General features: G+C 64.9%; 27 protein-coding genes. 9 read left to right on the top strand and 18 right to left on the bottom strand.

All coding sequences use genetic code 11. The features are described from left to right. Window positions 1-55: 55 nt before the first annotated feature. Window positions 56-1132, bottom strand: a complete 1077-nt coding sequence (locus ACX17K_RS11410; RefSeq protein ID WP_493774883.1) for a glycosyl hydrolase family 18 protein — start codon at window positions 1130-1132, stop codon at window positions 56-58. 433 nt (window positions 1133-1565) lie between these two features. Between ACX17K_RS11410 and ACX17K_RS11405 the strand changes: the two genes are divergently transcribed. Next, window positions 1566-1979: a hypothetical protein gene (locus tag ACX17K_RS11405; protein WP_493774882.1), complete on the top strand. Its 414-nt coding sequence runs from the start codon at window positions 1566-1568 to the stop codon at window positions 1977-1979. 43 nt (window positions 1980-2022) lie between these two features. On the opposite strand, the gene ACX17K_RS11400 is transcribed toward ACX17K_RS11405, so the two are convergent. Continuing rightward, window positions 2023-2637 (bottom strand): hypothetical protein, encoded by a 615-nt coding sequence (locus ACX17K_RS11400; RefSeq protein ID WP_493774881.1) that lies wholly within the window; start codon window positions 2635-2637, stop codon window positions 2023-2025. 22 nt (window positions 2638-2659) lie between these two features. Further along, a complete protein-coding gene (locus ACX17K_RS11395; protein WP_493774880.1) occupies window positions 2660-3364 on the bottom strand; it encodes a glutathione binding-like protein in 705 nt (234 codons plus the stop codon). A 130-nt stretch (window positions 3365-3494) separates the two neighbouring features. Here ACX17K_RS11395 and ACX17K_RS11390 point away from each other — a divergent pair, with 130 nt between their 5' ends. Beyond that, a complete protein-coding gene (locus ACX17K_RS11390) occupies window positions 3495-3845 on the top strand; it encodes a hypothetical protein (RefSeq protein WP_493774879.1) in 351 nt (116 codons plus the stop codon). Between the two features lie 99 nt (window positions 3846-3944). After that, window positions 3945-4793 carry a 3-deoxy-8-phosphooctulonate synthase gene (gene kdsA, locus ACX17K_RS11385; RefSeq protein WP_493774878.1) on the top strand — a complete coding sequence of 283 codons (849 nt, stop codon included), beginning with the start codon at window positions 3945-3947 and terminating at the stop codon, window positions 4791-4793. A 6-nt stretch (window positions 4794-4799) separates the two neighbouring features. On the opposite strand, the gene ACX17K_RS11380 is transcribed toward kdsA, so the two are convergent. After that, window positions 4800-5570, bottom strand: coding sequence for a class I SAM-dependent methyltransferase (locus ACX17K_RS11380; protein WP_493774877.1), 771 nt, complete (start codon window positions 5568-5570; stop codon window positions 4800-4802). 214 nt (window positions 5571-5784) lie between these two features. Here ACX17K_RS11380 and ACX17K_RS11375 point away from each other — a divergent pair, with 214 nt between their 5' ends. After that, the gene (locus tag ACX17K_RS11375) at window positions 5785-6132 is read left to right on the top strand and encodes a hypothetical protein (RefSeq protein ID WP_347752351.1); all 348 of its coding nucleotides are present in this window, start codon (window positions 5785-5787) and stop codon (window positions 6130-6132) included. Window positions 6133-6175: 43 nt separating this feature from the next. Here ACX17K_RS11375 and ACX17K_RS11370 read toward each other — a convergent pair whose 3' ends face one another. The 4 genes from ACX17K_RS11370 to ACX17K_RS11355 all read right to left on the bottom strand — a co-directional run bounded on the left by ACX17K_RS11370 (window position 6176) and on the right by ACX17K_RS11355 (window position 9294). Beyond that, on the bottom strand, window positions 6176-6799 hold the full coding sequence (locus ACX17K_RS11370) for a 3'-5' exonuclease (RefSeq protein ID WP_493774876.1): 624 nt from the start codon (window positions 6797-6799) through the stop codon (window positions 6176-6178). Continuing rightward, the gene (locus tag ACX17K_RS11365) at window positions 6796-6999 is read right to left on the bottom strand and encodes a hypothetical protein (protein WP_021476013.1); all 204 of its coding nucleotides are present in this window, start codon (window positions 6997-6999) and stop codon (window positions 6796-6798) included. The genes ACX17K_RS11370 and ACX17K_RS11365 overlap by 4 nt, the downstream gene beginning before the upstream one ends. 74 nt (window positions 7000-7073) lie before the next feature. After that, window positions 7074-7478, bottom strand: coding sequence for an alternative ribosome rescue aminoacyl-tRNA hydrolase ArfB (gene arfB / locus ACX17K_RS11360; protein ID WP_343479057.1), 405 nt, complete (start codon window positions 7476-7478; stop codon window positions 7074-7076). Window positions 7479-7764: 286 nt separating this feature from the next. Further along, window positions 7765-9294 carry a thioredoxin family protein gene (locus ACX17K_RS11355; protein WP_493774875.1) on the bottom strand — a complete coding sequence of 510 codons (1530 nt, stop codon included), beginning with the start codon at window positions 9292-9294 and terminating at the stop codon, window positions 7765-7767. A 164-nt stretch (window positions 9295-9458) separates the two neighbouring features. On the opposite strand from ACX17K_RS11355, the gene ACX17K_RS11350 reads away from it, so the two are divergent. Both ACX17K_RS11350 and ACX17K_RS11345 read left to right on the top strand, forming a co-directional pair. Beyond that, window positions 9459-10361 carry a helix-turn-helix domain-containing protein gene (locus tag ACX17K_RS11350; protein WP_493774874.1) on the top strand — a complete coding sequence of 301 codons (903 nt, stop codon included), beginning with the start codon at window positions 9459-9461 and terminating at the stop codon, window positions 10359-10361. A gap of 43 nt (window positions 10362-10404) precedes the next feature. After that, window positions 10405-10920: a NuoB/complex I 20 kDa subunit family protein gene (locus ACX17K_RS11345; protein WP_493774873.1), complete on the top strand. Its 516-nt coding sequence runs from the start codon at window positions 10405-10407 to the stop codon at window positions 10918-10920. Window position 10921: 1 nt separating this feature from the next. Here the strand turns inward: ACX17K_RS11345 and ACX17K_RS11340 are convergent, their stop codons facing one another. Continuing rightward, window positions 10922-11338, bottom strand: coding sequence for an OsmC family protein (locus tag ACX17K_RS11340; protein WP_231154018.1), 417 nt, complete (start codon window positions 11336-11338; stop codon window positions 10922-10924). A gap of 116 nt (window positions 11339-11454) precedes the next feature. Between ACX17K_RS11340 and tsaD the strand changes: the two genes are divergently transcribed. The 3 genes from tsaD (at window position 11455) to ACX17K_RS11325 (ending at window position 15243) form a co-directional block, all read left to right on the top strand. Next, window positions 11455-12480 (top strand): tRNA (adenosine(37)-N6)-threonylcarbamoyltransferase complex transferase subunit TsaD, encoded by a 1026-nt coding sequence (gene tsaD / locus ACX17K_RS11335; RefSeq protein WP_493774872.1) that lies wholly within the window; start codon window positions 11455-11457, stop codon window positions 12478-12480. A 44-nt stretch (window positions 12481-12524) separates the two neighbouring features. After that, the gene (locus ACX17K_RS11330) at window positions 12525-14429 is read left to right on the top strand and encodes an ATP-binding cassette domain-containing protein (RefSeq protein ID WP_493774871.1); all 1905 of its coding nucleotides are present in this window, start codon (window positions 12525-12527) and stop codon (window positions 14427-14429) included. 106 nt (window positions 14430-14535) lie between these two features. Then, window positions 14536-15243, top strand: a complete 708-nt coding sequence (locus ACX17K_RS11325) for a substrate-binding periplasmic protein (protein WP_493774870.1) — start codon at window positions 14536-14538, stop codon at window positions 15241-15243. Window positions 15244-15288: 45 nt separating this feature from the next. Here the strand turns inward: ACX17K_RS11325 and accD are convergent, their stop codons facing one another. From accD to ACX17K_RS11280, 9 genes are all read right to left on the bottom strand, one after another. Further along, window positions 15289-16158, bottom strand: coding sequence for an acetyl-CoA carboxylase, carboxyltransferase subunit beta (accD, locus tag ACX17K_RS11320; protein WP_493774869.1), 870 nt, complete (start codon window positions 16156-16158; stop codon window positions 15289-15291). Window positions 16159-16233: 75 nt separating this feature from the next. Continuing rightward, window positions 16234-17022 carry a tryptophan synthase subunit alpha gene (gene trpA, locus ACX17K_RS11315; RefSeq protein ID WP_493774868.1) on the bottom strand — a complete coding sequence of 263 codons (789 nt, stop codon included), beginning with the start codon at window positions 17020-17022 and terminating at the stop codon, window positions 16234-16236. An 11-nt stretch (window positions 17023-17033) separates the two neighbouring features. After that, window positions 17034-18236 (bottom strand): tryptophan synthase subunit beta, encoded by a 1203-nt coding sequence (gene trpB / locus ACX17K_RS11310; protein WP_493774867.1) that lies wholly within the window; start codon window positions 18234-18236, stop codon window positions 17034-17036. Continuing rightward, entirely contained in the window at window positions 18223-18846 is a 624-nt protein-coding gene (locus ACX17K_RS11305) for a phosphoribosylanthranilate isomerase (protein WP_493774932.1), read from the bottom strand. The genes trpB and ACX17K_RS11305 overlap by 14 nt, the downstream gene beginning before the upstream one ends. 31 nt (window positions 18847-18877) lie before the next feature. After that, complete coding sequence (gene truA, locus ACX17K_RS11300; protein ID WP_343479071.1) at window positions 18878-19666, bottom strand: tRNA pseudouridine(38-40) synthase TruA; 789 nt, start codon at window positions 19664-19666, stop codon at window positions 18878-18880. A 170-nt stretch (window positions 19667-19836) separates the two neighbouring features. After that, complete coding sequence (locus tag ACX17K_RS11295; protein ID WP_493774866.1) at window positions 19837-22278, bottom strand: type IV pilus assembly protein FimV; 2442 nt, start codon at window positions 22276-22278, stop codon at window positions 19837-19839. Between the two features lie 78 nt (window positions 22279-22356). Beyond that, the gene (locus ACX17K_RS11290) at window positions 22357-22707 is read right to left on the bottom strand and encodes a hypothetical protein (protein ID WP_493774865.1); all 351 of its coding nucleotides are present in this window, start codon (window positions 22705-22707) and stop codon (window positions 22357-22359) included. 59 nt (window positions 22708-22766) lie between these two features. Next, on the bottom strand, window positions 22767-25043 hold the full coding sequence (locus ACX17K_RS11285) for a motility hub landmark protein FimV (RefSeq protein WP_493774864.1): 2277 nt from the start codon (window positions 25041-25043) through the stop codon (window positions 22767-22769). Between the two features lie 148 nt (window positions 25044-25191). Continuing rightward, on the bottom strand, window positions 25192-26202 hold the full coding sequence (locus ACX17K_RS11280) for an aspartate-semialdehyde dehydrogenase (protein WP_493774863.1): 1011 nt from the start codon (window positions 26200-26202) through the stop codon (window positions 25192-25194). Window positions 26203-26306 lie beyond the last annotated feature (104 nt).

The raw sequence follows: 26306 nt of genomic DNA, 5'->3' as shown, positions 1-26306 counted from the left end.
TCCAAAGGAAAAACCGGGCCCAGGCCCGGTTTTTTTCATCGCCGACAATCAGCCATCACTGCGCCAGGCCCTGCTTCACCGCGGCCCAGAAGCCGGCGTCCTCCATGCCCAGCGCGTACAGCGAGGTGCCGCCCAGACCGTAGGCGTTCACCAAACTGGCCTTCAGCGCCACGCTGCGGGCGTTTTCGGTCCAGACGGTATGCACGCCGCTGCCGTCCTTCGCCGCATAGGTGAAGTTGACGGAGTGAGTGCCGACATCGTAGCGCGGCTTGACGCCATACTGGCTGATCAAGGCCTGTGTCTTGCTCCAGAACAGTTGCTTGCCGCTGTTGTCGGACTTCCAGTCATAGCCATAGGCGGGAATGCCGTTCAATATCTTGCTCGCCGGCACCAGCGATACCGCGTAATCCAGATCGTTTTCCATCCAGTCCGACCCCGCCACCGGTCCCGGGCCCCAGGTGGGGATCGTTTCGTCATAGGTCATGATTTGCAGATAATCGGCCGCCGCGCCCAGCGCCTGCAGGTCATAACCATAATTCGCCTTGTCGTTGTAATCTTTGGTCGAGAACGCCGGCACGCTGACGATCAGCTTCAGCCCCTTGGCGTGCAATGCTCGGCCTAGGACCTGGATGAAGTTGCTGAAATTGTTGCGGTCGCCCTGCGCCACCGCCTCGAAATCAATGTTGATCCCGACAAAGCCATTGGCCTGGGCGAACTTCACCAAGTTAGCCGCCGACTGATTCAGCGCCGTGGTTGACACCGCATGGGCAATGTCCGCGCTCCAGTCGCTGTCAACATTGGAAATGCAGCCATAGGCAGCGATTTTTTTCTCGCGCAGGAATGACAGCGCGTTAGTCGGCGCGGCCGCCCCGTTGCCGGTGATCGCGCCTTCCTTGGTGATGTTGTAGAAGTCGACGGAAACCGCGTTGAAGTTCGAGTAGTACTTGGTCAAGGCCGCATAATTGCCCTGATAGTCCGAGTAATACGTCAGCACCATTGGGGCAGCCAACGCCGCTGTGGAAGAAAAAGCCAATCCAGCCAGCAAGACAGCAATCGTTTTTTTCATGCATTCACCTTGAAGAGTTTTGCCTGCGGCATGCACGGCCTGTGCAGCGATAGGCTGATTAGACATACCCACCTGGATGCTAGCGCTGTGATTTTAAATTTTTTCGCCAAGATCCAATCAATAAGCTAAGTACTTATCAAAATGGGACGATACCCCGTTTTCGTTCCTGGCACAAATCATTTGCTCTGGCGGCTAGGCTCCCATTAGACCAAGACTGGGCTCAATCGCGGGGCAATTAGGGACAAGGCGCAGACGGTCCCTCGATAGCGTCGATTTGGCGGGAAAATGACGTCTACGGGGTGCCGCCCCCCGATGGCGAACAGTATCCGGATGTCGCGCTCTCCTAGCCGAAAGGCCCGCATCCAGACGAAAATGCACAATGGCTGCTGGCGGTGATGCTCGATCGTTTCGGCCGAGCGCGATCATGTACATGGTCCGCCGCGACGCCTGCATGCCGCAAATCGCCCGAACCTTCGCCCATTACAACAAGGAAAACATAATGAACAAAAACCTTGCCCTGCTCTGCCTGGCGCTGGCCGCGCCCCTCGCCTCGGCCGCCGGCTCGCCGCAAAGCATGCTGGAAAGCTATCTGGCCAAGGACGCCGCCGGCATGCGGCTGCAGGCATACCCGGGCGCCCGCTATTTCGCCAACTATCAGGACGAACCGGGCTGGGATATGGTGACGCTGATCACCGGCTACGGCATCCAGCCGCGACAATGCGGCCCGAGCCGCTGCGAATTCGTGGTCCGCTATCAATTGGACCCGACCCGGCCGACCGACGAACAGGCCAAGCCCCACCCCAAGGGCGGCGAGGAGAAGGCCCGCTACGTGGTGGTCAAACAGGGCGGCGGCTGGAAAATCGACAGCGACAGCATGCGCGAGCCGCATGTGAAACGCGGCGCGCTGCGCTGACGCCGCCGAGAGAGGGAGCGTATGGACGCCGGACCTACCAACATCACTTCGGGTAGGAAAGCGTGACGACCTTCGAACTGACGCTGGCCTTGGTCCGTTTTTCATCCGGCCCGGAGTAACGAACGGTGGTCACCGCCAGCTGAGGCTGGCCGCCGGGCCCCGCCAGCGGATTCAGAAACACCTGGCTGCCCTCGCAAGGCTTGCCCTCGTCGCCGCAATCGCCGAAATTATTCCCTTCCTCGGCCTTGAACAGCGTCCGCGGCTTCCAGCCATCGAACAGCACCACGCTATACGTGGCGTCGAAATTGCCCTGACCGGAGCTCGAACTGCCCAGAATCGCCATATAGCCTTTGCTGCCATCATGGGACAGCATCGTCACATCGGCGGATAGCCCGCTAAAACCATCGAGCACGATGGCCTTGCCCAGCGCCGGACGGGCCAACACATAGCCTTGCATGAAGTTGCGCCCCTGATCGGGAAACTCCGCCGACGCCAGATAGGCCTTCTCGCCGCCTTTGAGCGCCAGCGGATAAATCTGCCCCAACTCCACCTTGCCGACATCGCCCAGCCAACGGACGATCTGGGCTTTGGACGGCTCAGCCGCCTGCGCGGCGGCGCAGCAGAATGCGGCCAGCGCCGCGAGGCATCGGAATTTCATCGCCGCTCCTTTCACGTCCGCCTCAATCCCGCGCCGGAATAGCCAGGCCGCGCGCCACCGCCGGCCGCTCGGCGAAGGCCTGCGCCACGCGCTGGACATTGGGGAAGTCGTCGAAGCCCACCAGCTCGCCTGCGCCGTAGAAACCCACCAGATTGCGCACCCACGGCCAGATGGCGATGTCGGCGATGGTGTATTCGTCGCCCATGATCCAGGCGCGGCCGGCCATTCTGCCCTCCAGCACCTGCAACAATCGGCGGGACTCGGCGACGTAGCGGTCGCGTGGCCGCTTGTCCTCGTAGTCCTTGCCGGCGAACTTATGGAAGAAGCCGAGCTGGCCGAACATCGGCCCCACGCCGCCCATCTGGAACATCAGCCACTGGATGGCTTCGTAGCGGGCGGCCGGATGCTTGGGCAGCAGCTGCCCAGTCTTGTCGGCGAGATAGATCAGGCTGGCGCCCGATTCGAACAAGGCCAGCGGCTGGCCCTCGGGGCCGTTCGGGTCCAGGATCGCCGGGATCTTGTTGTTCGGGTTTAGCGACAGGAATTCCGGCGACAGCTGATCGTTGCGCTCGAAGCTGACCAGGTGCGCCTCGTACGGCAAGCCGGTTTCCTCCAGCATGATGGAAACCTTGACGCCGTTGGGCGTCGGCAGCGAGTACAGCTGCAGGCGGTCGGGATGCTTGGCCGGCCATTTGCCGGCGATCGGGAAGGCGGACAGGTCTGCCATGGCGTTATCCTTGGAAAAACGGCGAAACGCCCACTATACCCGCTCGGCATTGCCGCGTCTCTCGCGATGCCAGCCCTCCCATGCTACGATCCCGCCCGCCGATATTTGGATACCCGACAGGACCCGAACTATGCGCAGAATCCTCGCCGCCCTTGCCTTGATGTCTACCGCCGCTCCCGCTCTCGCCGCCTGCCCTGCCAACGCGCCGGGCGAGCCGCTGCACTGGGCCATCGCCATCTGCCAGCAGCGCTACGAAGCGGACGAGATCGAAAGCCCCAAGATGCAGTCCTGCATCTTCTCGACCGCAAAAACATACAAGATCGATCCGGCCAAGCCCGCCGCCAATGCCTGCGCCATCAATCTGCAATTGAAAAAGAAATGGTGCGCAGGCCTGGAAAAAACCGGCGCGGCCGACTCGGCGGACGCCTGCGTCCGCTCCCGCGACGCGGTTCCCGAGGTGGTCGCGCAAGGCGGCGCCTGAGCGCCAGGATGGCCCGCGCCGCGCCGCAGGTATATCATGTCGCTTTGCCCAATCGGCCGCGCCTTGCATGCGGCCGCGCACGAACACAGGAAGAATCCCTTGATCAACGTCACCCTTTTCCCGTCCGTCAACGTCAGCAACCAGACACCCTTCACGCTGTTCGGCGGCGTCAACGTGCTGGAATCCCGCGACCTGGCGCTGCGCGCCGCCGAGGAATACGTCCGCGTCACGCAGAAGCTGGGCATTCCCTACGTGTTCAAGGGCAGCTTCGACAAGGCCAACCGCTCGTCCATCCACTCGTACCGTGGCCCGGGCCTGGAGGAAGGCATGAAGATCCTGCAGGCGGTGAAAGACACCTTCGGCGTGCCGGTGATCACCGACGTGCATGAGCCGTGGCAAGCCGCCCCGGTGGCCGAAGTGGCCGATGTGGTTCAGCTGCCGGCCTTCCTCGCCCGCCAGACCGATCTGGTGGAGGCATTGGCCAAGACCGGCCGCGCCGTCAACATCAAGAAGCCGCAGTTCATGAGCCCGGCGCAGATCCAGAACGTGGTGGAGAAGTTCGTCGAAGCCGGCAACGAGCAACTGATCCTGTGCGACCGCGGCACCTGCCTCGGCTACGACAACCTGGTGGTGGACATGCTGGGCTTCGGCGTGATGAAGAAAGTCAGCGGCAACCGTCCGGTGATCTTCGATGTCACCCACTCGCTGCAGCAACGCGAATCGGGCGCCGCCGCGTCCGGCGGCCGCCGCGCCCAAGTGGCGGAGCTGGCCCGAGCCGGCATGGCGGTCGGCCTGGCCGGCTTGTTCCTGGAGGCCCACCCGAACCCGGCCGAGGCCAAGTGCGACGGCCCCAGCGCGCTGCCGCTGGCGCAGCTGGAGCCCTTCCTGGCCCAGGTCAAGGCCATCGACGACCTGGTCAAATCCTTCCCGCCGCTGCAGATCGGCTAAGCCGAACTACTGCCGGACGCAGCGATAAGCCTCGGTGCGGTAGGGAAACGCCACCTCGTCCCTGCCGCGCAAATCCGGATGGGTGGCGATCAAACGGCGCAGCGCTTCGGCGAAGCGCCGTTTTTCATCGTCCGGCAGCGCCGCGATGAAGCTGACCGACAGGAAGCGATCGACGATCACCCGCTCCGGCGGGCCAACATGGCTGTGCGACAGCATGGTCAAGGCGGGTGCGGCGAAGTAGCGGGCGGCTTCGAACGGCCTGCGCCATGCGCCGGAGTGGAAGCGCGGCGTATCGCCTTCGTACGGGGCCAGCAGCTCGCTGATTCGCGCCACCCAATCGCAGGACTCGTCGCGCACATTCCAGATCAGCCCCAGGCTGCCGCCGGGCTTCAGCACCCGGTGGATTTCCCGCAGCGCATCTTCATTGGCGAACCAATGGAACGCCTGCGCGCACGCCACGGCATCCATCGACGCGTCAGGCAGCGGAATCTCCTCCGCAGTGCCCTTCAACGCCCGCAGCCCCGGCAGGCGCGCCTGCAACTGCGCCCGCATCTCATCCACCGGCTCCACCGCCGCCGCCTCGCCCGCCACCGTCGCCAACAAGCGGGTGAACTTGCCAGTGCCCGCGCCGAGGTCCAACACTGCCGAATCCGGCCTCAAACCCAATTCGCGCCTCAGCCAGTCAGCCAGTTCCGGCGCGTATTCGGGCCGTCCGCGCTCATAAGCCTGGGCCTCCTTGGCAAAACCCTTCTTAGCCTGTCCATGCAATGTATCCATATTCCCTCGCCGCTTTACAGCTCCATGAAATTATTTCAACAAGAATAGTATTGATACGTATTTTTAAGCCGACCCTCACTACCTAATATGGACCAGGGCGGCTCCATACCCTGCCGACGACATTCGCCTGGCTCGCACCCATATCGCCCATCCGGCGATCCAGAAGGCTCACCCCAGCCGCCCATCATCTTCCCAAAAACTCCTGGAGGGCAATATGACCACTGCCACCGAAACCCAGGCCGCCATCGCGGAAGCGACGGCAACCAAAAGCTACGCGTGGACGCTGACCGCGTTCCAACAACACGGCAACCTCTGGCTCAAATGGAGCAGCACCGCGCCGTTCCGCGCGCAGCAGGGCCAGATCCATGTTTACGATGGAACCAGCTTCCCGTCGAATCCGCAGGACAAGACCAAGAAATGGACTTGGGACGACGCCCAGAACACGCCATGGGACAGCGGCCTGCCCTGGGGCTCCAACTGGTATTGCGCCTACATCGCGGAACGCCCGCCCAACGGCCCTTACGCCTATGTGGTGCAGGTCATCACGCCGCAGGAAAAGTAAGCCGGCCATAAACGACAAGCGGAAGCCCAGGGCTTCCGCTTTTTCACGCCGTCGTCGCGGCCTGCAACTCCCTGAGATAGGGTTTGACCTTGGCGGCCGTTACTTTCTGCAGCTTGCACAGCAAGGCGTGGTCGATGTCCGGCAGGTGAAACTGCTGCCGCAGCGTGTCGCTCAGCAGCGCCATCAAGTGGGCCGCCATTTCGGCGTCCGCCATCGCGCGGTGGGCGCGGCCGGTGTCCGGCAGGCTGGCCCAGCGCGCCAGCGTGCCCAGCTTGTGGTCCGGCGCCTGCGGCAGCAGGCGGCGCGACAGCATCAAGGTGCAGGCGAAGTCCTGGCGGCGGACCAGACCCAGCAAACCCAGCTCGTAGTCCCAGAACTTGCGGTCGAAGCTGGCGTTGTGCGCGGCCAGCGGCGCATCGCCGACAAAACGGGCCGCGTCGCCCATCACCTGATCCGCCGGCGGCGCGGTTTTCAGCATCGCGTTGCTGATGCCGGTCAGCCGCTCTATCATCGGCGGCACCCAGACGCCGGCATTCATCAGGCTCTGGAAACGGTCCACCACGCGGCCGTCCTCCACCATCGCCACGCCGATCTCGGTGGCGCGGCAGTCGCCGCCCGGGGACGCGCCGTTGGTCTCGAAGTCGATGACGGCGACGCGCTGCCTCATGCCAGAGCGGCCTTTGCCGCCTCTTCCGGCGTCAGACCGTCGAAAAACTGGTCGGTATACCATTCGGCCTGCTCTTCGATGTGTTCCTGAGCCTCGGCCTCGGTCGCGCCTGCGGCAACCAGATGGGTTTCCACTTCCGCGCACCAGGCCAGCAGCGCCAGCGTTTCCTCGTCCAGTTTTTCCTGCGGCTTCTTCGACATCGGGATTTCCTTGCGATTCAATACATTATCGAGCCGGGCATTGTACCCGGCTTTGGCCTGCGCGCAAGCGCGGTTTAGTCATCCACCCGGCCACGCAAGGACTTGATCGCTGCCCGCTGCGACTTGCCGGCCAGCCTGCGCTGCTTCGAGCCATAGGTCGGCTTGGTGGCGCGGCGCGTTTTCGGCGTATGCCCGGCGGCATCGATCAGCGCCTGGAGCCGCTCGATCGCATCGGCGCGGTTTTGCTCCTGGGTGCGGTATTGCTGCGCCTTGATCACCAACACCCCATCCTTGCTGAGGCGTTGATCGTTCAAGCCCAACAGCCTTTCACGCAACCATTCCGGCAGCGACGAGGCGGCGATGTCGAAACGCAGGTGGACGGCGGACGAAACCTTGTTGACGTTCTGGCCGCCGGCGCCTTGGGCGCGCATCGCGGTGAACGTCACCTCGTCCTCTTTGACCAGATACAGGGAAGGCATGGCGAAAACAATCATTGCGAAACACGCATTATAAACCGCGCGGACCCAATAGCCCGCGCGGTTTGTTCGCATCAAGCCCCGAGCCGGATGCCCCCGCCGCAGATCAACGCCTGGCCGGTCACAAAGCTATTGCCTATCAAATCAAAAACGCCACCGCGTCGGCGATGTCCTCCATCCCCCGCTGGCGGATGACGACAGCGCCGCCAAACTGGCCGCGCTGCTCGCCGGCTGAAAAGAAAACCCGCCGCGCCGGACAGGCGGGCGGGTCTCGATCAAGCCTAACCTGTCACGACTTCAGATTTTTCACCAGCCCGTCGCACACCGGTTTCTGCGCGTCGGCCGCCGGCAGCTTCCCGCACACGCCGTCCAGCTGGCCCGCCAGACGGCCGACAGCCTCCGCGTGCTTGCCGTCCTGATTCCAGGACTTGAGCCGGCCCGCCACCTTCTCCAGAGAACGGCGGCTGCGCTCGTAGAACGCGCTGCCCGACTTGCCGGCATCGGCGAACACCTCGCTGGCGGCGGTCTCGATCCGAACCGCGTCCTGCGGCGCCAGTTCCACCGCGTTGCTGACGTAGCTGGCGCCCCATTGCAGCCGGGTAGCCTGCCCCTCCGACGCCTGATAGGCCTTCTGGTACCAATCCAGCGCCGCAGCCTTGTCGCCGCGCTCCTTGGCGTTGGAGGCCAGGATCAGCATGTGGTAGTACGGCGCGTGCGAGGTCTTCAGCTCTCCCTTCAGCAATTTGTCCGACTCGTCCAGCAAGCCGGCGTCGGCCAGCAGCTCGCCGGCGGCGGTGATCACCGCCTGGCGCTGATAGGGGTTGGCGCTGGCCTTGTCCGCTTCCGCCGCCTTGGCTTTCACATCCGCCGCCAGCCCGGCCGGCAGCGCCTGCTTGGGATGTTGCTGCTTGTACAGGGACAGCAGCGTAGATGTCGCGCCCAGCCTGTCGCTCCAGGACAAGGTCGAATCGGCCTCCAGCGTCTTCAACTGATCGTCGAAAGCCTGCCGCAGCGCCGCATCGTCGCCCAGCAGCTTCAGCGCATCGCCGGCGGAATAGATGACGACGTCGGCGTTGGCGCGGCTCAACTTGTCGTCGCCCAATACTTGCAGCAGACGACTACGCGCCAGGTTCTTGTCGAAGGCCGGCGGCTCCTTTTCCCCAGCCAACGCGGCCAGCGCCTTCAGTTGCAAGCGGGTGGCGACGACGGCTGGCTGAGCCGGCACTCGCTCCGCCAGCTTCTCCAGCGTGGCGGGAACGTCCTGCTCCGGCAGCAGTTGGCCGCGATCCACGTCCCAGGCGTAATCGGCCAGCAGCTGCCAGTCGGCCGTCGCCAGCTTGTTGCCGGCCAAGGCGTCGGACAACAGCGCCTTCACCGGCTTCACCGCCGTCAAGCCCAGTTGCAGCGTGCGCAGGTAGCGCTCCGGGTCCACCTCGCCCGGCAGGCGGGTGATTTCCGCGCCGTCCGGGCGGAACAGAATCATGGTCGGGTAGCCGCGCACCTTGAACTTCTCGCCCAGCTGCTGCGCGTTCTCGCTATCGCCGTCCAGGTACACCGGCACGAACTGGCGGGTCGCGGCAATGAAGTCCGGGCGGTTGAAGATGGTGGACTTCACCTGATTGCACGGCGGGCACCATACCGCGCCCCAATACAGGAACACCGGCTTGTTCTCAGCCTGCGCGCGCGCGAACGCCGCCGGCACGTCGCCCTGCTGCCAGCTGATGCCAGGCGGCAAGGCATGGCCGTCGCTGACGTCTGCATGCGCGATCGGCATCAAACCGGCCAGCGCCAGGGCCATCACCAACAAGGTTCGCTTCATGTCTCTGCCTCTTTCTGTCTTTGTATGCGTGACCCATGCTACACCGGATATTCCCGAGGCATAAAGACAGGCTGGCGATTTGCTTAGCAGCCTCGTTGCAAAAGGCGCGGACCAACCAAAATTCCGATGGCATTCAACATCCGGCCCTCCTATCATCGCCAATCATGAGCCGACTGATCTTGCCGCCGCCGCTATCGCTGAGCGGCACCGTCCGTTACTTCCACATCGAGCATGCCGACGGCGGCACACTGCGGATGCCCGCCATGCCCTTCCCCTACGTCGGCGCATTGCTGGACGGCGCCACGCATGCGGAACGCGGCGAGGAACGCATGGGCTCGCCGCGCAGCTTCGCCGTCGGCATGTTGTCCCGCCCGATCAGCCTGCTCATCGAGCCCGGCACGGTATTTGTCAGCGCGCCGCTGCGCATCGGCCAGTTGCAGACGCTGTTCGGCATATCCAGCCATGAGTTGACCGACCAGATCTGGCCGCTGGAAGCGCTGATCGGCCGCGCGGAAGAAGAAAAGCTGTTCGACAGCCTGCGTCTGCGCGATGGTTCTGCGCAGTGGGTGGAGGCGCTGTCGGCATGGATGCTGAGCCGGCTGGCGCGGCGGGAGGCGCGGAACAGCCTGGACGATTGGCAACTGCCGGCCGCGTCCTTGTTTCTGGATGGCCAAACGTTGGCGGAGCAATCCAGCCTGAGCTTGCGCCAGTTCGAACGCCGCTTCCTCGCCCGCTACGGCCAGCCCTTGCGCGACATGCGCCGCATGGCGCGCTTCATGCGGGCGATGGGCGGGGTGATCCTGGGCCAGGCCGGCTCTCTGGCCGATCTGGCGCTGGACTGCGGCTATTTCGACCAGGCCCATTTGAGCCGCGACTTCAAGCTGCTGTCAGGCTTCACCCCGCGCGAGTTCGCTCAGGGCCTCCATGGCCAAAGCAATCGGGAACTGGACCTGTTGCGCTACGACGCGCGCGAAAAACGGCTGGTGATGGACAGCGTGGACGCCGATCTGCGGGAAATGCGGGCTGACGAAGCGACGGATGTCGCCTCGGTGCAAGACACGTTCTGAAACGAGAGCGCACCATGGGCCATCTGCACAACGGAGAACGCCGATGGACCATCCCTCGCTGGAAAAAGACGGATTCCTGCTCACCACCATAGACGGCCTGTTCGGCCGCGCCCAAAGCGGCAGCCTGTGGTATCTGTCGTTCGGCTTGGCCTGCTGCGCGGTGGAGATGATGCACGCGGCGGCGGCGCGCTACGACATGGACCGTTTTGGCTGGATACCGCGCGCCACGCCGCGCCAGGCCGACCTGATGATCGTGGCCGGCACGCTGACCAACAAGATGGCGCCGGCGATGCGCAAGGTCTACGACCAAATGTCCGAACCGCGCTACGTGCTGTCGATGGGCTCCTGCGCCAACGGCGGCGGCTACTACCATTACAGCTACTCGGTAGTGCGCGGCTGCGACCGCATCGTGCCGGTGGACATCTACGTGCCCGGTTGTCCGCCCACCGCCGAGGCGCTGCTGTACGGCCTGATGCAACTGCAGGCCAAGATACGCCGCGACGACACCGCCAGCCGGCGCGATCTGCTGGACCGTTCGACAAGCAGGCAGCCTGGCTGAATCAATCCTCGCGCAGCTCGAAATCGTGGGTGATGTCGGCGGTCTTGGCCAGCATGATGGACGCGGAGCAATACTTTTCCGCCGACAGCTTGATCGCCCGCTCCACCGCGTCCGGCTTCAAATCCCTGCCCACCACCACGAAGTGGAAATGGATGCGGGTGAATACCTTGGGATCGACGTCGGCGCGGTCGGCCTGGATCTCCACCCAACAGTCGCGCACGTCCTGGCGGGACTTTTTCAGGATGGTGATCACGTCGTAGCTGGTGCAGCCGGCGGTGCCCAGCAGCACCAGCTCCATCGGCCGCGGCCCCAGATTGCGGCCGCCGCCCTCCGGCGCGCCGTCCATCACCACCGCGTGGCCGCTGCCGGTCTCGCCCATGAAGCACACGCCGTCCACCCATTTCAGCCTCGCCTGCATCGTCCCGCTCCCCTATTTGATCAAAAATGTTCATCAGACTAACACTGCCGATTTGGGCGGACAAAGATTCACCGGTAGAATAGAAAGATTGTCCCGTTATATTCCGAGCTGCACCCATGCTGGTATTAGGCATTGAATCCTCCTGCGACGAAACCGGCGTCGCGCTGTACGACACCGAACACGGCCTGCTGGCCCATCAGCTGCACACTCAGATGGCGATGCACGCCGAGTACGGCGGCGTGGTGCCCGAGCTGGCCAGCCGCGACCATATCCGCCGCGCCATCCCGCTGACCGAAGCCTGCCTGCGCGACGCCGGCAAGACGCTGGCCGACCTCGACGCCGTCGCCTACACCCAGGGCCCCGGCCTGGGCGGCGCGCTGATGGTCGGCGCCAGCATGGCCAATGCGCTGGCCTTCGGCCTGAACATCCCGGTGATCCCGGTCCACCATCTGGAAGGCCATCTGCTGTCGCCGCTGCTGGCTGACCCGAAGCCCGAGTTCCCCTTCCTGGCGTTGCTGGTCTCCGGCGGCCACACCCAGTTGATGGCCGTGCGCGGTGTCGGCGACTACGAAATCCTCGGCGAAACGGTGGACGACGCCGCCGGCGAAGCCTTCGACAAGACCGCCAAGCTGCTGGGCCTGCCCTATCCCGGCGGCCCGCTGCTGTCCAAGCTGGCGGAATCCGGCAGTCCGGACCGCTTCACGCTGCCGCGGCCGATGCTGCACTCCGGCAACCTGGACATGAGCTTCTCCGGCCTGAAGACCGCGGTGCTGACGCTGGTGCGCCAGCAGGAATCCGAACAGGGCGAGCTGGACGAGCAAACGCGGATGGACATCTGCCGCGCCTTCCAGGAGGCCATCGTCGAGGTGCTGGTGAGGAAGTCTCTGGCCGCGATGAAGCAAGCCGGCATGAAGCGGCTGGTGGTGGCCGGCGGCGTCGGCGCCAACAAGCAGCTGCGCGCCGCGCTGGACGAAGCCTCCGCGCGCAAGCGTTTCGAGGTGTTCTACCCGCCCTTGGCGCTGTGCACCGACAACGGCGCCATGATCGCCTTCGCCGGCGCCATGCGCGTCAAATTCGCCGAACCGGCCGGCGGCTTCACCATCAAGCCGCGCTGGGACTTGTCCAGCCTGCCGGCGGTTTAAACCGAACTCATACGCCGTCCGCGCACGCGGGTGGCCAGAAGAATATGATCCAACTGAAAAACCTCAGCCTGCGCCGCGGCCTGAAAGAGCTGCTGATCGGCGCCAACCTGACGCTGAATCCAGGCTACAAGGCCGGCCTGACCGGCGCCAACGGCGTCGGCAAATCCAGCCTGTTCGCGATGCTGCTGGGCGAGTTGCACGCCGACGGCGGCGACATGCTGCTGCCGCCCAACTGGACCGTCGCCCACGTGGCGCAGGAAACGCCGGCGCTGGAGCGCAGCGCGCTCGACTACGTGCTGGACGGCGACAAGGAGCTGCGCGCGCTGGAAGCCCAGCTGGCCCTCGCGGAAGACAAGCACGACGGCAACGCCATCGGCCATCTGCACGGCGAGCTGGCCCATATCGACGCCTACTCCGCCCCTGCCCGCGCCGGCAAACTGCTGACCGGCCTGGGCTTCGACGAGGCCGGCCAGCAGCGCCCGGTGGCCAGCTTCTCCGGCGGCTGGCGCATGCGGCTGAACCTGGCCCAGGCGCTGATGTGCCGCTCCGACCTGCTGCTGCTGGACGAGCCGACCAACCACCTGGATCTGGAAACCGTGTTGTGGCTGGAAGACTGGCTGAAGGCCTATCCGGGCACGCTGCTGGTGATCTCCCACGACCGGGATTTCCTGGACGCCATCTGCAGCCACACGGTGGAAGTGGCCAACCAGACGCTGACGCTGTACACCGGCAACTACAGCCAGTTCGAAGTGATGCGCGCAGAGAAACTGGCGCGCCAGCAAGGCGAGTACGAGAAGCAGCAGCGCCAGATCGCCCACCTGGAATCGTTCATCACCCGCTTCAAGGCCAAGGCCAGCAAGGCGCGCCAGGCGCAGAGCCGGGTCAAGGCGCTGGAAAAACTGGAGCGCATCGCCCCGGCCCACTCCGCGTCGCCGTTCGATTTCCATTTCGACAGCCCCGAGCACCTGCCCAACCCGCTCTTGAAGCTGGACAAAGCCAGCGCCGGCTACGGCGACAAGACCATCTTGTCCGGCATCAGCCTGTCGGTGGAAGCCGGCGCGCGCATCGGCCTGCTGGGCGTCAACGGCGCCGGCAAATCGACGCTGGTGAAGCTGCTGTCCAGCGACCTGGCGCCGCAAACCGGCGAGCGCGTCAACGCGCAGATGTTGAAAATTGGCTACTTTGCCCAGCACACGCTGGAAACGCTGCGGCCGGACGAATCTCCGCTGCAGCACATGCAGCGCCTGGCGCCGACCACGCGCGAGCTGGAGCTGCGCAGCTTCCTCGGCGGCTTCAACTTCCGCGGCGACGCCGCCACCGACCCGGTCGGCCCGATGTCCGGCGGCGAGAAAGCGCGCCTGGCGCTGGCGATGATAGTCTGGCAAAAGCCCAACCTGCTGCTGCTGGACGAACCGACCAACCACCTGGATCTGGAAATGCGCCACGCGCTGACGCTGGCGCTGCAGGACTTCACCGGCGCGCTGATCGTGGTATCCCACGACCGCAGCCTGCTGGAGTCCACCACCGACGTGTTCTGGCTGGTGAGCGGCGGCAAGGTGCAGCCGTTCGACGGCGATCTGGAAGACTACCGCCAGTGGCGCCTCGCCCAGCTGGCGGAAGACGGCAAGCCGTCCGACGGCGACGCGCAAACGGTCAACCGCAAGGAGCAGAAACGGCAAGAGGCCGAGGCCCGCCAACAGCTGGCCAAACAGCGCAAGCCCTTGCAGAGCCGCCTGTCCAAGCTGGAGCAGGAAATGGACAAACTGTCGCAGGAAAAGAGCCAATTAGAAACCTTCCTGTCGTCCAGTGACGCCTACGACGACGCCAACAAGCAGAAACTGGCCGACAGCGTGCGGCGCCAGGGCGAAGTGGCGGGCCGGCTGGGCGTCGTCGAAGAAGAATGGATGGAAGTGCAGGAACAACTGGAAGCGCTGGCCCAGGCCGACTAGCGCCGCTTGCGGCGAATCATGGCGGTGAGAGAAATTACTTGTAATCTCCGCCGCCGTCTTCTTACGCTAAGAAGAAGCGGGGGCCTCCCGCGAACCGGAACGCGCCATGCCGCATGCGCTCACGCACAAGCTTCTGCTGGCCAGCCTGCTGCTGACCGCGCCCTGCGTTTTTCCGGCAGAGCCCATCCGCCTCGCCACCCATCTGCAGCCTCCTCTCTCTTTCACTCGCGACAACGGCCAGGCGGATGGCCTGGCGGTGCAGGTCGTCGATTGCGCGCTGAAAAAGATGCAGCGACCCTACACCCTGGACTTCCTGCCCTGGCCCCGCGCGCAATGGCAGGTTCAGCATCTGCAATCCGATGGTTTCTTCGCCGCCACGCAATCCGAAGAGCGCGACAACTACGCGACGCTGTCCGCTCCGCTGATTCCCTATGAGCGGCGCTGGTATCTGCTCAAAGCCAATCCGCTATCGCCTTCCAGCCCGGCATTCAAACGCCAGGCGCGCATCGCCGCCTTCAGCGGCTCCAATATGGATGCCTGGCTGCGCGACCATGGCTACCGCCTGAGCGCCACCCCGGGCAATAGCGAGCAACTGCTGCGCATGCTGCAATCCCGCAGGGTGGACGCCGTGCTGGGCAACAGCTACGCGGTGGACGCGCTGATCGCCCGCCTGGGGCTGCAGGCGGAGCTGCGCAGCGAACTGGCCGAAGCGCTGCCGATGGGCCTCTACTTCGGCAAAGTCTTCCTCGCCCGCGAGGGCCCGCAATTCCTGCCCCAATTCAACAACGCGCTGCAAGGCTGCCGCCCCAAATGAAAATGCCGCCCGAAGGCGGCATTGGATAGCCTAGGCGCACGCCGCTCAAACGGCGGCAGGCTCCTTCATCAGCAGCGTGATCAGGCCGGCAATCTTACGCTTCAGTTCGCGGCGGTCCACCACCATGTCCACCGCGCCCTTGTCCAGCAGGAACTCCGCGCGCTGGAAGCCTTCCGGCAGCGTTTCGCGCACGGTCTGCTCGATCACTCGGGCGCCGGCGAAGCCGATTCGGGCCTTGGGTTCGGCCATCACCACATCGCCCAGGAAGGCGAAGGATGCGGACACGCCACCCATGGTCGGATCGGTCAGCAGCGAAATGAAGGGCAGCTTGTGTTCGGTCAGCAGTTGCAGCGCGGCGCTGGTCTTGGCCATCTGCATCAGCGAGTTCAGGCCCTCCTGCATCCGCGCGCCGCCGGAGGCCGACACGCAGATGAACGGCGCCTTGGCCTCCACTGCGGCCTGCACGCCGCGCACGAAGCGCTCGCCGACCACCGAGCCCATCGACCCGCCGATGAACTTGAATTCGAACGCGGCCACGACCGCCGGCAGCGAATGGATGCTTCCCTGCATCACCACCAGCGCGTCGTCCTCGCCGGTGTCGCTCTTGGCGGCAGTGAGGCGGTCCGGGTACTTCTTGCTGTCCTTGAACTTCAAGATGTCCACCGGCCGCACTTCCTCGCCCACCTCGCGCCGCCCTTCTTCGTCCAACAGAAGGTTCAGGCGCTGGCGCGCCGTCAACGGGTGGTGATGGCTGCACTTCGGGCAGACCTGGAGGTTGTTTTCCAGATCGGTGTAATACAGTACCGCTTCACATTCCGGGCATTTGCTCCAAAGCCCCTCCGGTACCGCCGAAGGCTTGTCGGCGCGGTTTTCGCGCTTGATCTTCGGCGGGAGGAGCTTGTTCAACCAGCTCATGCTGACTCCTTGAATCTAGGTGTCCGGATATCTCCGGCCACATTGCGACGGGGGCGAAGCGCCCCCGTCTGTTTTCTAGCGGATGGCAGCCTTTAGTTCGGCTACCAGACGAGTTAACTGCTCTCTGGCAGTTTCGGGTGTCGCCGCCTCAATTTCCTGTACCAGCCTGCTGCCCACCACCACCGCGTCGGCGGCGGCCGCGATGGCCTTGGCAGTCGCGGCGTCGCGAATCCCGAAGCCCACGCCTATCGGCAGCGGCAATTGTTGTCTGAGGGCAGCAATTCTACGCGCTACATCCTCAATGTCCAGATGTCCGGCGCCGGTCACGCCTTTCAGCGACACATAATAAACGTATCCGCGCGCCAGTTTGGCGATTTCCGCCACCCGCGACGGCGGCGTGGTCGGCGCCACCAGGAACACCGTGTCCAGGCCCTGGGCATCCAGCGCGGATTGAAGCTCGGCGGCTTCCTCCGGCGGGCAATCCACCGTCAGCGCGCCATCCACGCCGGCAGCCTTGGCCCGGGCGGCAAATTCTGTATAGCCCATCGCGCACAGCGGATTCAGGTAGCCCATCAGCACCACCGGCGTCGTTGCGTTGTCGCGACGGAATTCGGCCACCATCTCTAGCACATGGCGCAAACCCACCTTGTGCTTGAGCGCGCGCTCGGACGCGCGCTGAATCACCGGGCCATCGGCCATCGGGTCGGAAAACGGCACGCCCAGCTCGATGATGTCGGCGCCGCCCTCCACCAGACCGTGCATCAGCGACACGGTCAGGCCGGGATGCGGATCACCCGCGGTGATGAACGGAATCAGGGCCTTCTTGCCCGCGAGCTCGGCAAAACAGTTGGCAATGCGTGACATTCTCGCCCCCTTCACAGCGTGATGCCGGCCAGGCCGGCAACGGTATTGATGTCCTTGTCGCCGCGGCCGGACAGGTTGACCAGAATCACCTGGTCCTTGCCCATCGTCGGCGCGACCTTGGCGGCCCAGGCCAGCGCGTGGCTGGATTCCAGCGCCGGAATAATGCCTTCCAGATGACAGCAATCGTGGAAGGCGCGCAGCGCCTCGTCGTCGTCGATCGACACGTATTCGGCGCGGCCGATGTCTTTCAGGTGGCAATGCTCCGGCCCCACGCCGGGATAATCCAGCCCGGCCGAGACCGAATGGGTCTCGATGATCTGGCCGTCCGCGTCCTGCATCAGATAGCTCTTGGAGCCATGCAGCACGCCCACCGGCGCGCCGGAGGAGATCGGCGCCGCGTGCTTGCCGCTGGCGACGCCGTGGCCGCCCGCCTCCACGCCCACCATGCGCACGCCCGGCACGTCGATATAGGGGTGGAACATGCCGATCGCGTTGGAGCCGCCGCCCACGCAAGCCACCACCACGTCGGGCTGGCGGCCTATCACTTCCGGCATCTGAATCTTGGATTCCGCGCCGATCACCGATACGAAATCGCGAACCAGCATCGGATACGGATGCGGGCCGGCGGCGGTGCCGAGAATGTAGAAGGTGGAATCGACATTCGTCACCCAGTCGCGCATCGCTTCGTTCAGCGCATCCTTCAGCGTCTTGGAGCCGGACTCGACCGGCACCACGGTGGCGCCCAGCAGCTTCATCCGGAACACATTGGGCGACTGGCGCTTGACGTCCTCCGCGCCCATGTACACCACGCACTCCATGCCGTAGCGGGCGGCGACGGTGGCGGTGGCCACGCCGTGCTGGCCGGCACCGGTTTCGGCGATCACGCGCTTCTTGCCCATGCGGCGGGCCAGCAGCGCCTGGCCGATGGCGTTGTTGATCTTGTGGGCGCCGGTATGGTTCAGGTCTTCGCGCTTGAACCAGATCTGCGCGCCGCCCAGCTGCTCGGACCAGCGCTTGGCGTGGTAAACCGGGCTGGGGCGGCCGACATAGTGCTTGAGCTCATGATGGAACTCTTGCCAGAACGTCGGATCGGCCTTCACGCGGGCGTATTCTTCTTTCAGCTGATCCAGCGCCACCATCAAGGTTTCGGCGACGTAGACGCCGCCGTAAGGGCCGAAATGGCCCTGCGCATCCGGAAAATCATACCGATCCATGTCTTGCTCCTGATATGAAGGCCGCCATTCTGGCGGCGGATTTGATTCCCTTGGACGTCTCCACTCCGCTGGAGACATCCACCGCGGCCGGCTTCACCCGGTTCACGGCTTCGATAATGTTCTGTTCGTCCAGCCCCCCGGACAGGATCAGCGGCAAGGGCAGATCGTCCGGCAACAGGGTCCAGTCGAAAGTGGCGCCGGTGCCGCCGTGCGCGCCTTCGACGAAAGCGTCGGTCAGCAGGCCGCGCGCATCGGGATAACGGCCCGCCCATTCCAGCAGGTCCACGCCCGGCTTCACCCTCACCGCCTTCAGGTAGGGCCGATGGAAAGCGCGGCAGAACTCAGCGCTCTCCTCGCCATGGAACTGCAGCACGTCGATCGCGCAACCGGCCAACACCCGCTCCACCCATTCGCGCTCGGGATTGACGAACAAGGCCACCACGCTGACGAAGGGCGGCAGCGCGGCGATCACCGCGCGCGCCTGCTCAATCGACACATTGCGCGGGCTCTTGTCGTAAAACACCAGTCCGATGGCGTCCGCTCCCAGGCGGGCCGCCTCGGCGCCGTCCTCCGGCTGGGTGATGCCGCAAATCTTGATTCTGACCACGATGTCCTGTGCCCCGCTCGATAAGGGTTGTACTTCAGCGCAGCCTGAGCCGCGCGGCCTCGCAACGGGACGGCAGCGCGAACGCGTCCGGATAACCCACGCCGGTCAGATACAAGCCGTCCGGCATGAAGGTGGGCGGCGCGCTGGTGCGGTCGCGCGCCGCCAGCAAGGCCTGCATGTCGTCAGGGCTCAACGCCCCTTTACCCACGTAGAGCAGCGCGCCGACGATGTTGCGCACCATGTGGTGCAGGAAGGCGTCGGCGTTCAAATCGAAGCGCAGCAGGCCGTCGGATTCGACGATATCCAGTTGCTGCAGATCCTTGACCGGCGACTTCGCCTGGCACTCCGACGCGCGGAAACTGGAAAAATCATGCCGTCCCAGCAACCGCGCCGCCGCTTCGCGCATCGCCGCCACATCCAGCGCCTGGTGATACCACCCCACCTTGCCCGCCAGCAGGCAGGAGCGGACCGGATGAGTCAGCAGGAAATAGCTGTAGCTGCGGGAAAACGCGGAAAACCGGGCATGGAATTCGTCGCCGACTTCGCGCGCCCACACCACGGCCACTTCGGGCGGAAGCAGCGCATTGACGCCTCTTACCCAGGCATTGAGCGGACGCGTCGCATCGGTATCGAAATGAACCACCTGCATCGCGGCATGCACGCCGGCGTCGGTGCGGCCGGCGGCGTGGGTGGCTACTTCGCGGTTGCCGGCGATCTGCCCCAATGCCTGATTCAGCCTGTCCTGTACCGTGTTGCCGTGCGGCTGGGTCTGCCAGCCGGCGAACGCCCGACCGTCATACTCTATGCCGAGCGCGATTCTCATACCCACTCATCCATATCATTGCCACGCTCCGGCCATGCAAAGCCTCGCCAGAGCGATAAAGCACCCACTTTATCCTATCCTGCCCGGTTTGCGCCACACGCGTCGCCTCAATACAAAAACAAATGGCGCCGGCTGAAAACCGGCGCCATTACCTCTACCCTCTCACGCGTCTAGCGGCCGTGCTGGGCCTCCCGCATCAATAACTCGGCGGTTTCCTTGTCGCCCATTTCCATATACAGCTTGGCCAGCTCCATTTTCTCGACATCCTCGCTCCCCTCGATCGGCGCTTCGATGGCCGGCGGCGGAGCGGACGGCGCCTTAGCCGCGACAGGCGGCGCCTGGGGTGCCGGGGGCGCGGGCGGCGGAACCGTTATCGCGGGGCGCGGCTCAGGCGCCGCGGCCTTGGGCTCGGCGATCTGCGGTTCCACGCCGGGCTCCCGGGCGAACAAGGGGTGGTCGGGCAATTGGGCGCGGCCCAGCTCGCTGATCCGCTGCCACATCGTGCTGTCCTGGCTGAACATGCCCTGGGCGGCGGTAGCCTCCTCGATGAACGCCTCCTTGTCAGGCTGGGCCGCCAACACTTCCAGCAATTTGTAGCGCAAGTCCTGCCTTAAGGGCTCTTTCGCCAGACCCTCGCGCAGAATCAGCAAGGCTTGGTCGTCCCGGCCATAAGCCAGATAAACCTCGGCCTCGGCCATCACGTCGACGGAGCCCAGATCGATTCCATCGTCGCTCTTCAACGAGCTCATCAGCGAGGTCAATGGCTTCAACTGCATCTGGGCGGACTCGCCATCGCCTCCCTCCTTCCCGCCGGATGCCTGGCCGGCGGCGGCCGCGCGCCTGCGACGGATCAGCAGCAAAGCCACCAGCCCCAGCGCGGCGGCGGCGCCGCCCAACTTGATCTGGACATCCCGGTCGCTCAACCCCGCCATCCCGCCATTGGCCGCGCCGCGCGCCGGCGGAGACGGAGGCGCCGCCTCCTGCCGGACAAGCGGCTTGGGCCTGTTCTCAGGGGACTGAAGCAGCTCCGGCGGGCCATGCAAAGCCGGAACCTCCGGCTTGACTGCCGGCGTCTCGGGAGGCTCCTCCTTCCTCGCCGCCTGCGCCTCAGGCTTCTCGGCGGGTGGTTTGGGCGCGGCAGGCGTGGGCTTGGCGGACACGCCGCCCTCCTGCTTGCTGGCCGCCACAACGCCCGCGGATGGCGCGGATGCGGCAGAGGGCTTGCTCTTGGCTTGCTGAAGCGAGCGGATCTTGTCTTCCAGCGCCTTGGCTCTTTGCTCGGTCTGTTTCAGCGCCTGTTCCTGCTTCATCAGCATGTCGCGCATGCGGCGCTCGGCCGCCAGTGCCTGCGGCGACGATGCGGCCTGGACGGCAGGTTTTGATTCCGGAACGGGCTTCGCCGCCGGCTTGGCTTCCGGCTGGACCGCCGCCTTGGCCGGGCCGGGCTTCGCCAGATCGGCCTGATGCCCTTCCGCCAACAGCTTGGCCATGCTGCCCGGCTTGGCTGCACCCCTCGCCTCCTCCGGCTTGCCAGCGCCCTTCGCCGCTTCCGGCATCGTCCAGCCGCCCGGATAATGCAGCTCCGCTCCCGCCAGCAAGCGATTGGCGTCGCCGCCGACGAAGGCCTCGGGGTTGTCCCGCAGCAGCCGGCCGGCCACGTCTTCGCCGCGGGCATGGCCGCTCATCCGCATGGCGATCCCCGACAAGGTATCGCCTCTTTTCACTTGATAGATCTTGCCGTTCGACATCAACTCCGCGCCGGCAGGCCTCGCCTCCGGCTTGGCGACAGCCGCTCCACTCTTGGAGACTGCGCCATCCAGCGCCAGGCTATAAGTCTTTTGCGCCCGGACATTGCCGGCGATCACTTCCACCCGGAACGACAATCTCGGCTGGGTGATCGGCAGGGATGAGGACAGCCGCAGCACGCGGTGCCCGTTGGGCGAACGGTCCAGTTGATGCGAGATCGACGCCACTTGCGACAGCTGCTCCTTCATCGCCACGCCTTGCGCGGCATCCGGCAGAATCGCCACCCGCAGCTGCTCCGACTTGTCGAAAGCGCCGCCCAGCAAGGGCAGCTCGGCGATCAGCGGCTCGCCCAGACGGGAGCTGACGCGGATATCGCCCAAACCCGCCCCATCCAGCCTGGAGCCTTGGTCCGGCGTCGCGGCATGGCGCTTGTCGTCGTCCCCGCCGGCAGGCACCGGCGCCTTTCGGCGCGGCCCGTCGCGCTTGTAGTCCACCTCGAATTCGCGGACCAGACTGCCCGCAGGCCAGCGCACCTCCACCGCGAAGCGCAGCAAGGGTTCGCCGAAGCTCGCCGGGCCCTTGACCTGCACTTTGCTGATGCGGCCATCGCTGCTGCGCACCAGATTGAAATGCAAAACCGGCGCGGAGCCGCTGTAAGGGGACAGCAGCGGATAATTGTTGCGATCGGCCAGATTCACCTGCGCCAGATCTTCGATATCCTCATTGACGACCGGTATTTCAGCGGCGAACGATTCCCCATCCGCCGAAAGCACGCGTATCGGCCCTAATCCCGCATGCGCCGCATAAATGCTACCCATGCCCGCCAGCAGCAGCGCCAAACCTGTCTTGCGAAAATTTGCAGCCATCGTTGATGTTCCCAATCTTCTTGCGTGCATGATACAACCCGGCCCGGCGGAAAAATACCCGTCTTCACCCAAAGGCCCTTATCCATCAAGGCAGCCGGCATTTTGCAAAAACGCATAATTAAACCTTATAGCACTTTCGCCTGACAATCCCATGCGAAACGCAATACCTGCCTCATGGCTTCCCGACGCCTCGCCTCGCCACTTCGCCGAATCATCCAAGCAATGAATCCTCATCGCGGCTAATGAAAATCGCCCGACGTCCAAAAGAGAATTTGCCTTTTCATTCTGTTGCGTTTTCTGCGGCGCGTTTAGCGCCGCGATGGCCAAACGCCAAGCGCTCCGATCCGGTCGAAATGAAAAGCCGGCTGCTGGATCGTCAAAACAGCCGCCTCGGGCAAACCCGCAAAACTTAGCGAAAAGCCCAAACATGAAAAAACCGCCTGAGCGCATGGCTGCAGACGGCTTTCTTGCCTGAGGGCGGCAATCTCTCAGGTGCTGATCTTGTCGAGCAAGGCCTGGGCCTCTTCCTTGAGCGCCCCCTGGGCCTCGCTCAGCAAGTCCTGCAGAACCTCGCGCGCGCCCTCGCGGTCGCCCATGTCCAGGTAAACCTTGGCCAGATCCAGCTTTGTGGCCAGAGGATCGTCCATCACCGACACGCCTTCCGCCTCTGCCGGAGCGGCCGGTTCCGGCGGCACCTCCTCGGCGGCCGGCGGCGCTTCCGCCAGCATGTCCTCGTACAAGGACTCCAGTCCCTCGGCGGCAGTCGCCTCGGCCGGCTTGGCTTCCGCTGCCGGCGCCCCGTCCAGGTTGAAGTCGAAGTCCAGCATATTGGCCTCCGGCTCCGGCGCCTTGGCCTCCCCCGCGGCAGGCTCCGCCGTCAGCATGGCGTCCAGATCGAAATCCAGCGCGCTGGCCTCCGGCTCCGGCGTGGCCTCGCCGCCTGCCGGAGCATCGAACAGCGCCGCCAACGGATCCGCCTCTTCCGCGGCAGCAGCCGGCGATGCCGGTTCTGCCGGCGCCGGGGCCGCCTCGATGGCAGCGGGCGCGTCTTCGCCAAACAGCTCCTGATCCAGATCGATCACCTCGCCGCCCGCCGCAGCCGGCGCGGCCTCCTGCTCGCCGGCATCCGCCTGATACAGGGCGTTGCCCGGATCGATCGCCCGGCCCAGAGCCGCCGCCTTGGCCCACAGCGCGCCCTTGCCGTCGAAGGCGGCATGCATTTCCTTGGCCAACCGCTCGAAACCGGCGACATCCGGCCTGGCCGCGTATACCTCCATCAACTTCATCCGCACCTCATGGCGCGACGGGTCCTTCTGCAGCGCGTCTTTGAGGATTTCCTCCGCTTGCTGGTCGCGACCGTAAGCGATGTACACCTCAGCCTCCGCCACCGGGTCGACTTCCGCCGCGTCGATGGCGCCGGCAGCCTGCGTGAAGTTGCTCATGAAGGAATTGCTGCCGCCGACGGCATTGGCGTCATGGCCGGCCACCGTGCTGCGGCCCAGCGCGGCGCTGCCCGCGTTCTCGTCCGCAGCCTTGCGCCGCCTGGCGACCATGACTCCGAGCAGCCCTAGCAAGCCTACGCCGGCGACGCCGCCTCCGATCAGCGGCAGATAGCCCAGCACTCTGCTCATCAACGATGGCGCAGGCGGCGGCGCGGGGTGCGCGGCGGCCGGCTTGGGATGAGGCTTTTCTACCGGCTTCGGCGCCGGCTTGGGCGCGCTGGCCGCAACCGCCTCATGCGGAACGCTTGCCGCCATCGGCGCGCTGGACGGCGTCGGCGCGGCGGCAGGCGCGATGGACTCCAGCTTGGCTCCCGGCGCCTGCAGGCTGCTCTGCAGCGCCTTCAGCTGCTGCTCCAGCGCCGCGATGCGAGTGGTGGCGTCCTGCAACGCCTTTTCCCGGGAGCTGATCTGTTGCTGCAGATCATTGAGCTTGGCGCTGTCGGAACCATCTCCCGGCGCCAGCTTGAGCACGTCGCCGCCCTTGCCCGACGGCGCGCCGGCCTGGCTGGCCGCAGACGAAGCCGCCGCCGGAGCGGGTTCGCCCAGAATGCCGGCCACTTGGCTGGCCGACAGCGCGCGCATCTTGCGCGCGGATGGCACCTGCAGCGTCGAGCCTGGTTTGGGATGACTGACATCGCCGTCGGCGAAAGCGTCCGGATTGGCCTGGACCAAGGCCGCCATGGTCTGCCGCAACGACGCGCCCTTCGGCTTGACCTTGGCAGCCAGCGAACGCAGCGTGGCGCCCTGGCGCACCGTCAGCTCGCGCGGCGCGGCGGGCGCCACCTTGACCGGCGCGGCCTGGCGATAGCGGCTGGCCTGGTCGTCGTCGGCATAGCTGGGCACATCCTGAACAATGTTTTGCGCCGTGTAGTTGGCGGGATCGAGCAACACCGTATATTCGCGGACCGAGCGGCCGGACGGCGCTTTGGCCTCGACCACGAAGCGCAGATAGGGATCGTTGATGGGCTGGGTGGAGCTGACGCGTATCGTCGCGCCACGGGCATTGGAATTCAACGCGAAGCGCAGGGAAGACAAGGAGCTGGCGTAGTCGACATTCAGGGCCTGGAAGGTCTCGATGCCCGCCAGCCCGACTCTGACGGCGTCAAGCTCCGTCGGCTGCACGCCGGTCATCTCGATGTCGGCCTTCAATAGCTCGCCCAGATTGGAGCGAACATGTATCTTCCCCAAACCGGCCCAGGCGCACGCGGAGTACGCCAGGCCGATCAATAGCACGCCAAGCTTGAGTTTTCCCTGATTTCTCACTGTCTACCTTCCGGCACTGTCGCATTATCAGATGTTATCGGCACCGATCCCTTCGGGATGAGTGTGCAACTGTTGCAATCTTAGGCCCTTGCACGTCGTTTAGCCAGATTTCACAACCGATGCCCGCTTGGCATGCCGTGCGCGTCGTTTACATCAAAGCGCTTTGCCCAGCCAGGATTTCAGCGATGCGCACGCAGTGCAGCGCCGCGCCGGCCTTGACGTTGTCAGCCGATACCCACAGGCTCAGCGTCTTGCCGTGTTTGCGCAAGCGGCTGACCCACACCATCTCGTTGCCGGTGGCCTCCATCGGCGTCACGTAGCCGCCATGCTGCTCGCTGCCGACCACCTGCAATCCTGCCGCCTTGAGGCGTTTGCGCGCTTGTTCGAGGTCAAACTCTTCATGCAATTCGACTTGAATCGCCCAGGAATGGCCAAAGAACACCGGCACGCGCGCGCAGGTGACTTCCAGCTGCTCGGGCTTCAGCTTCAACAGGCGGGCGGTTTCGTCGCGAACCGAGCGCTCTTCTTCCGAATCGCCGTTCTCGTCCACATCGCCGATCTGCGGCAATACATTGAAGGCGATGCGCTTGGCGTAGACGCTGACTTCCGCGTCGCGGTGCGAGAACAGCGCGGTGGTCTGCTCCGCCATCTCCTCCATCGCCTTCTGCCCGCTGCCGGATACCGCCTGGTAGGTGGCCACGGTCACACGGACGATTCCCAGCGGCGCCAGCGGCGCCAGCGCCAGGGCCAGCGGCGTCACCGTGCAATTGGGCACGGCCACCAACGGCGCGCGGCCCAGCTCTTCCAGCTCGGCGGCATTGATGGCCGGCGCCACCAGCGGCACGCCGGCGTCTCCGCGGAACGCGGAGCTGAAGTCCACCACCGCCGCGCCGGCGTCGCGCGCCTGCGGAACGTATTGGCGCGAGATGTCGCCGCCGGCGGCGAAGATGGCCAGGCCGACATTCTCGAAATTGAACTCGTCCACCACGTGCACGTCCAGTTCCAGATTGCCCAGCGACACGGTGCTGCCGTCTTGCTCGGCGCAGTCCACGGCGAACACGCGCGCGGCCGGGAAGCGGCGTTCGGCCAGAAGTTCCAGCACGGCTTGGCCCACCAGGCTGGTGGCGCCCACGACGGCGATCTGCAGAGAAGTCGACATATTCGGTATTCCTGTTGTTGCGGCACGCCCGCAGCATAAGCGCAAGGCGTCATCCAATGCAAAAAGGGCACCGAAGTGCCCTTGAATTCTGTTGCGGCCGGCAA

Source organism: Chromobacterium sp. INPA-IVC (genome assembly GCF_059047085.1).
Note: the sequence above shows the minus strand (reverse complement) of the source record. Positions and strands in the feature narration are given on the sequence as shown.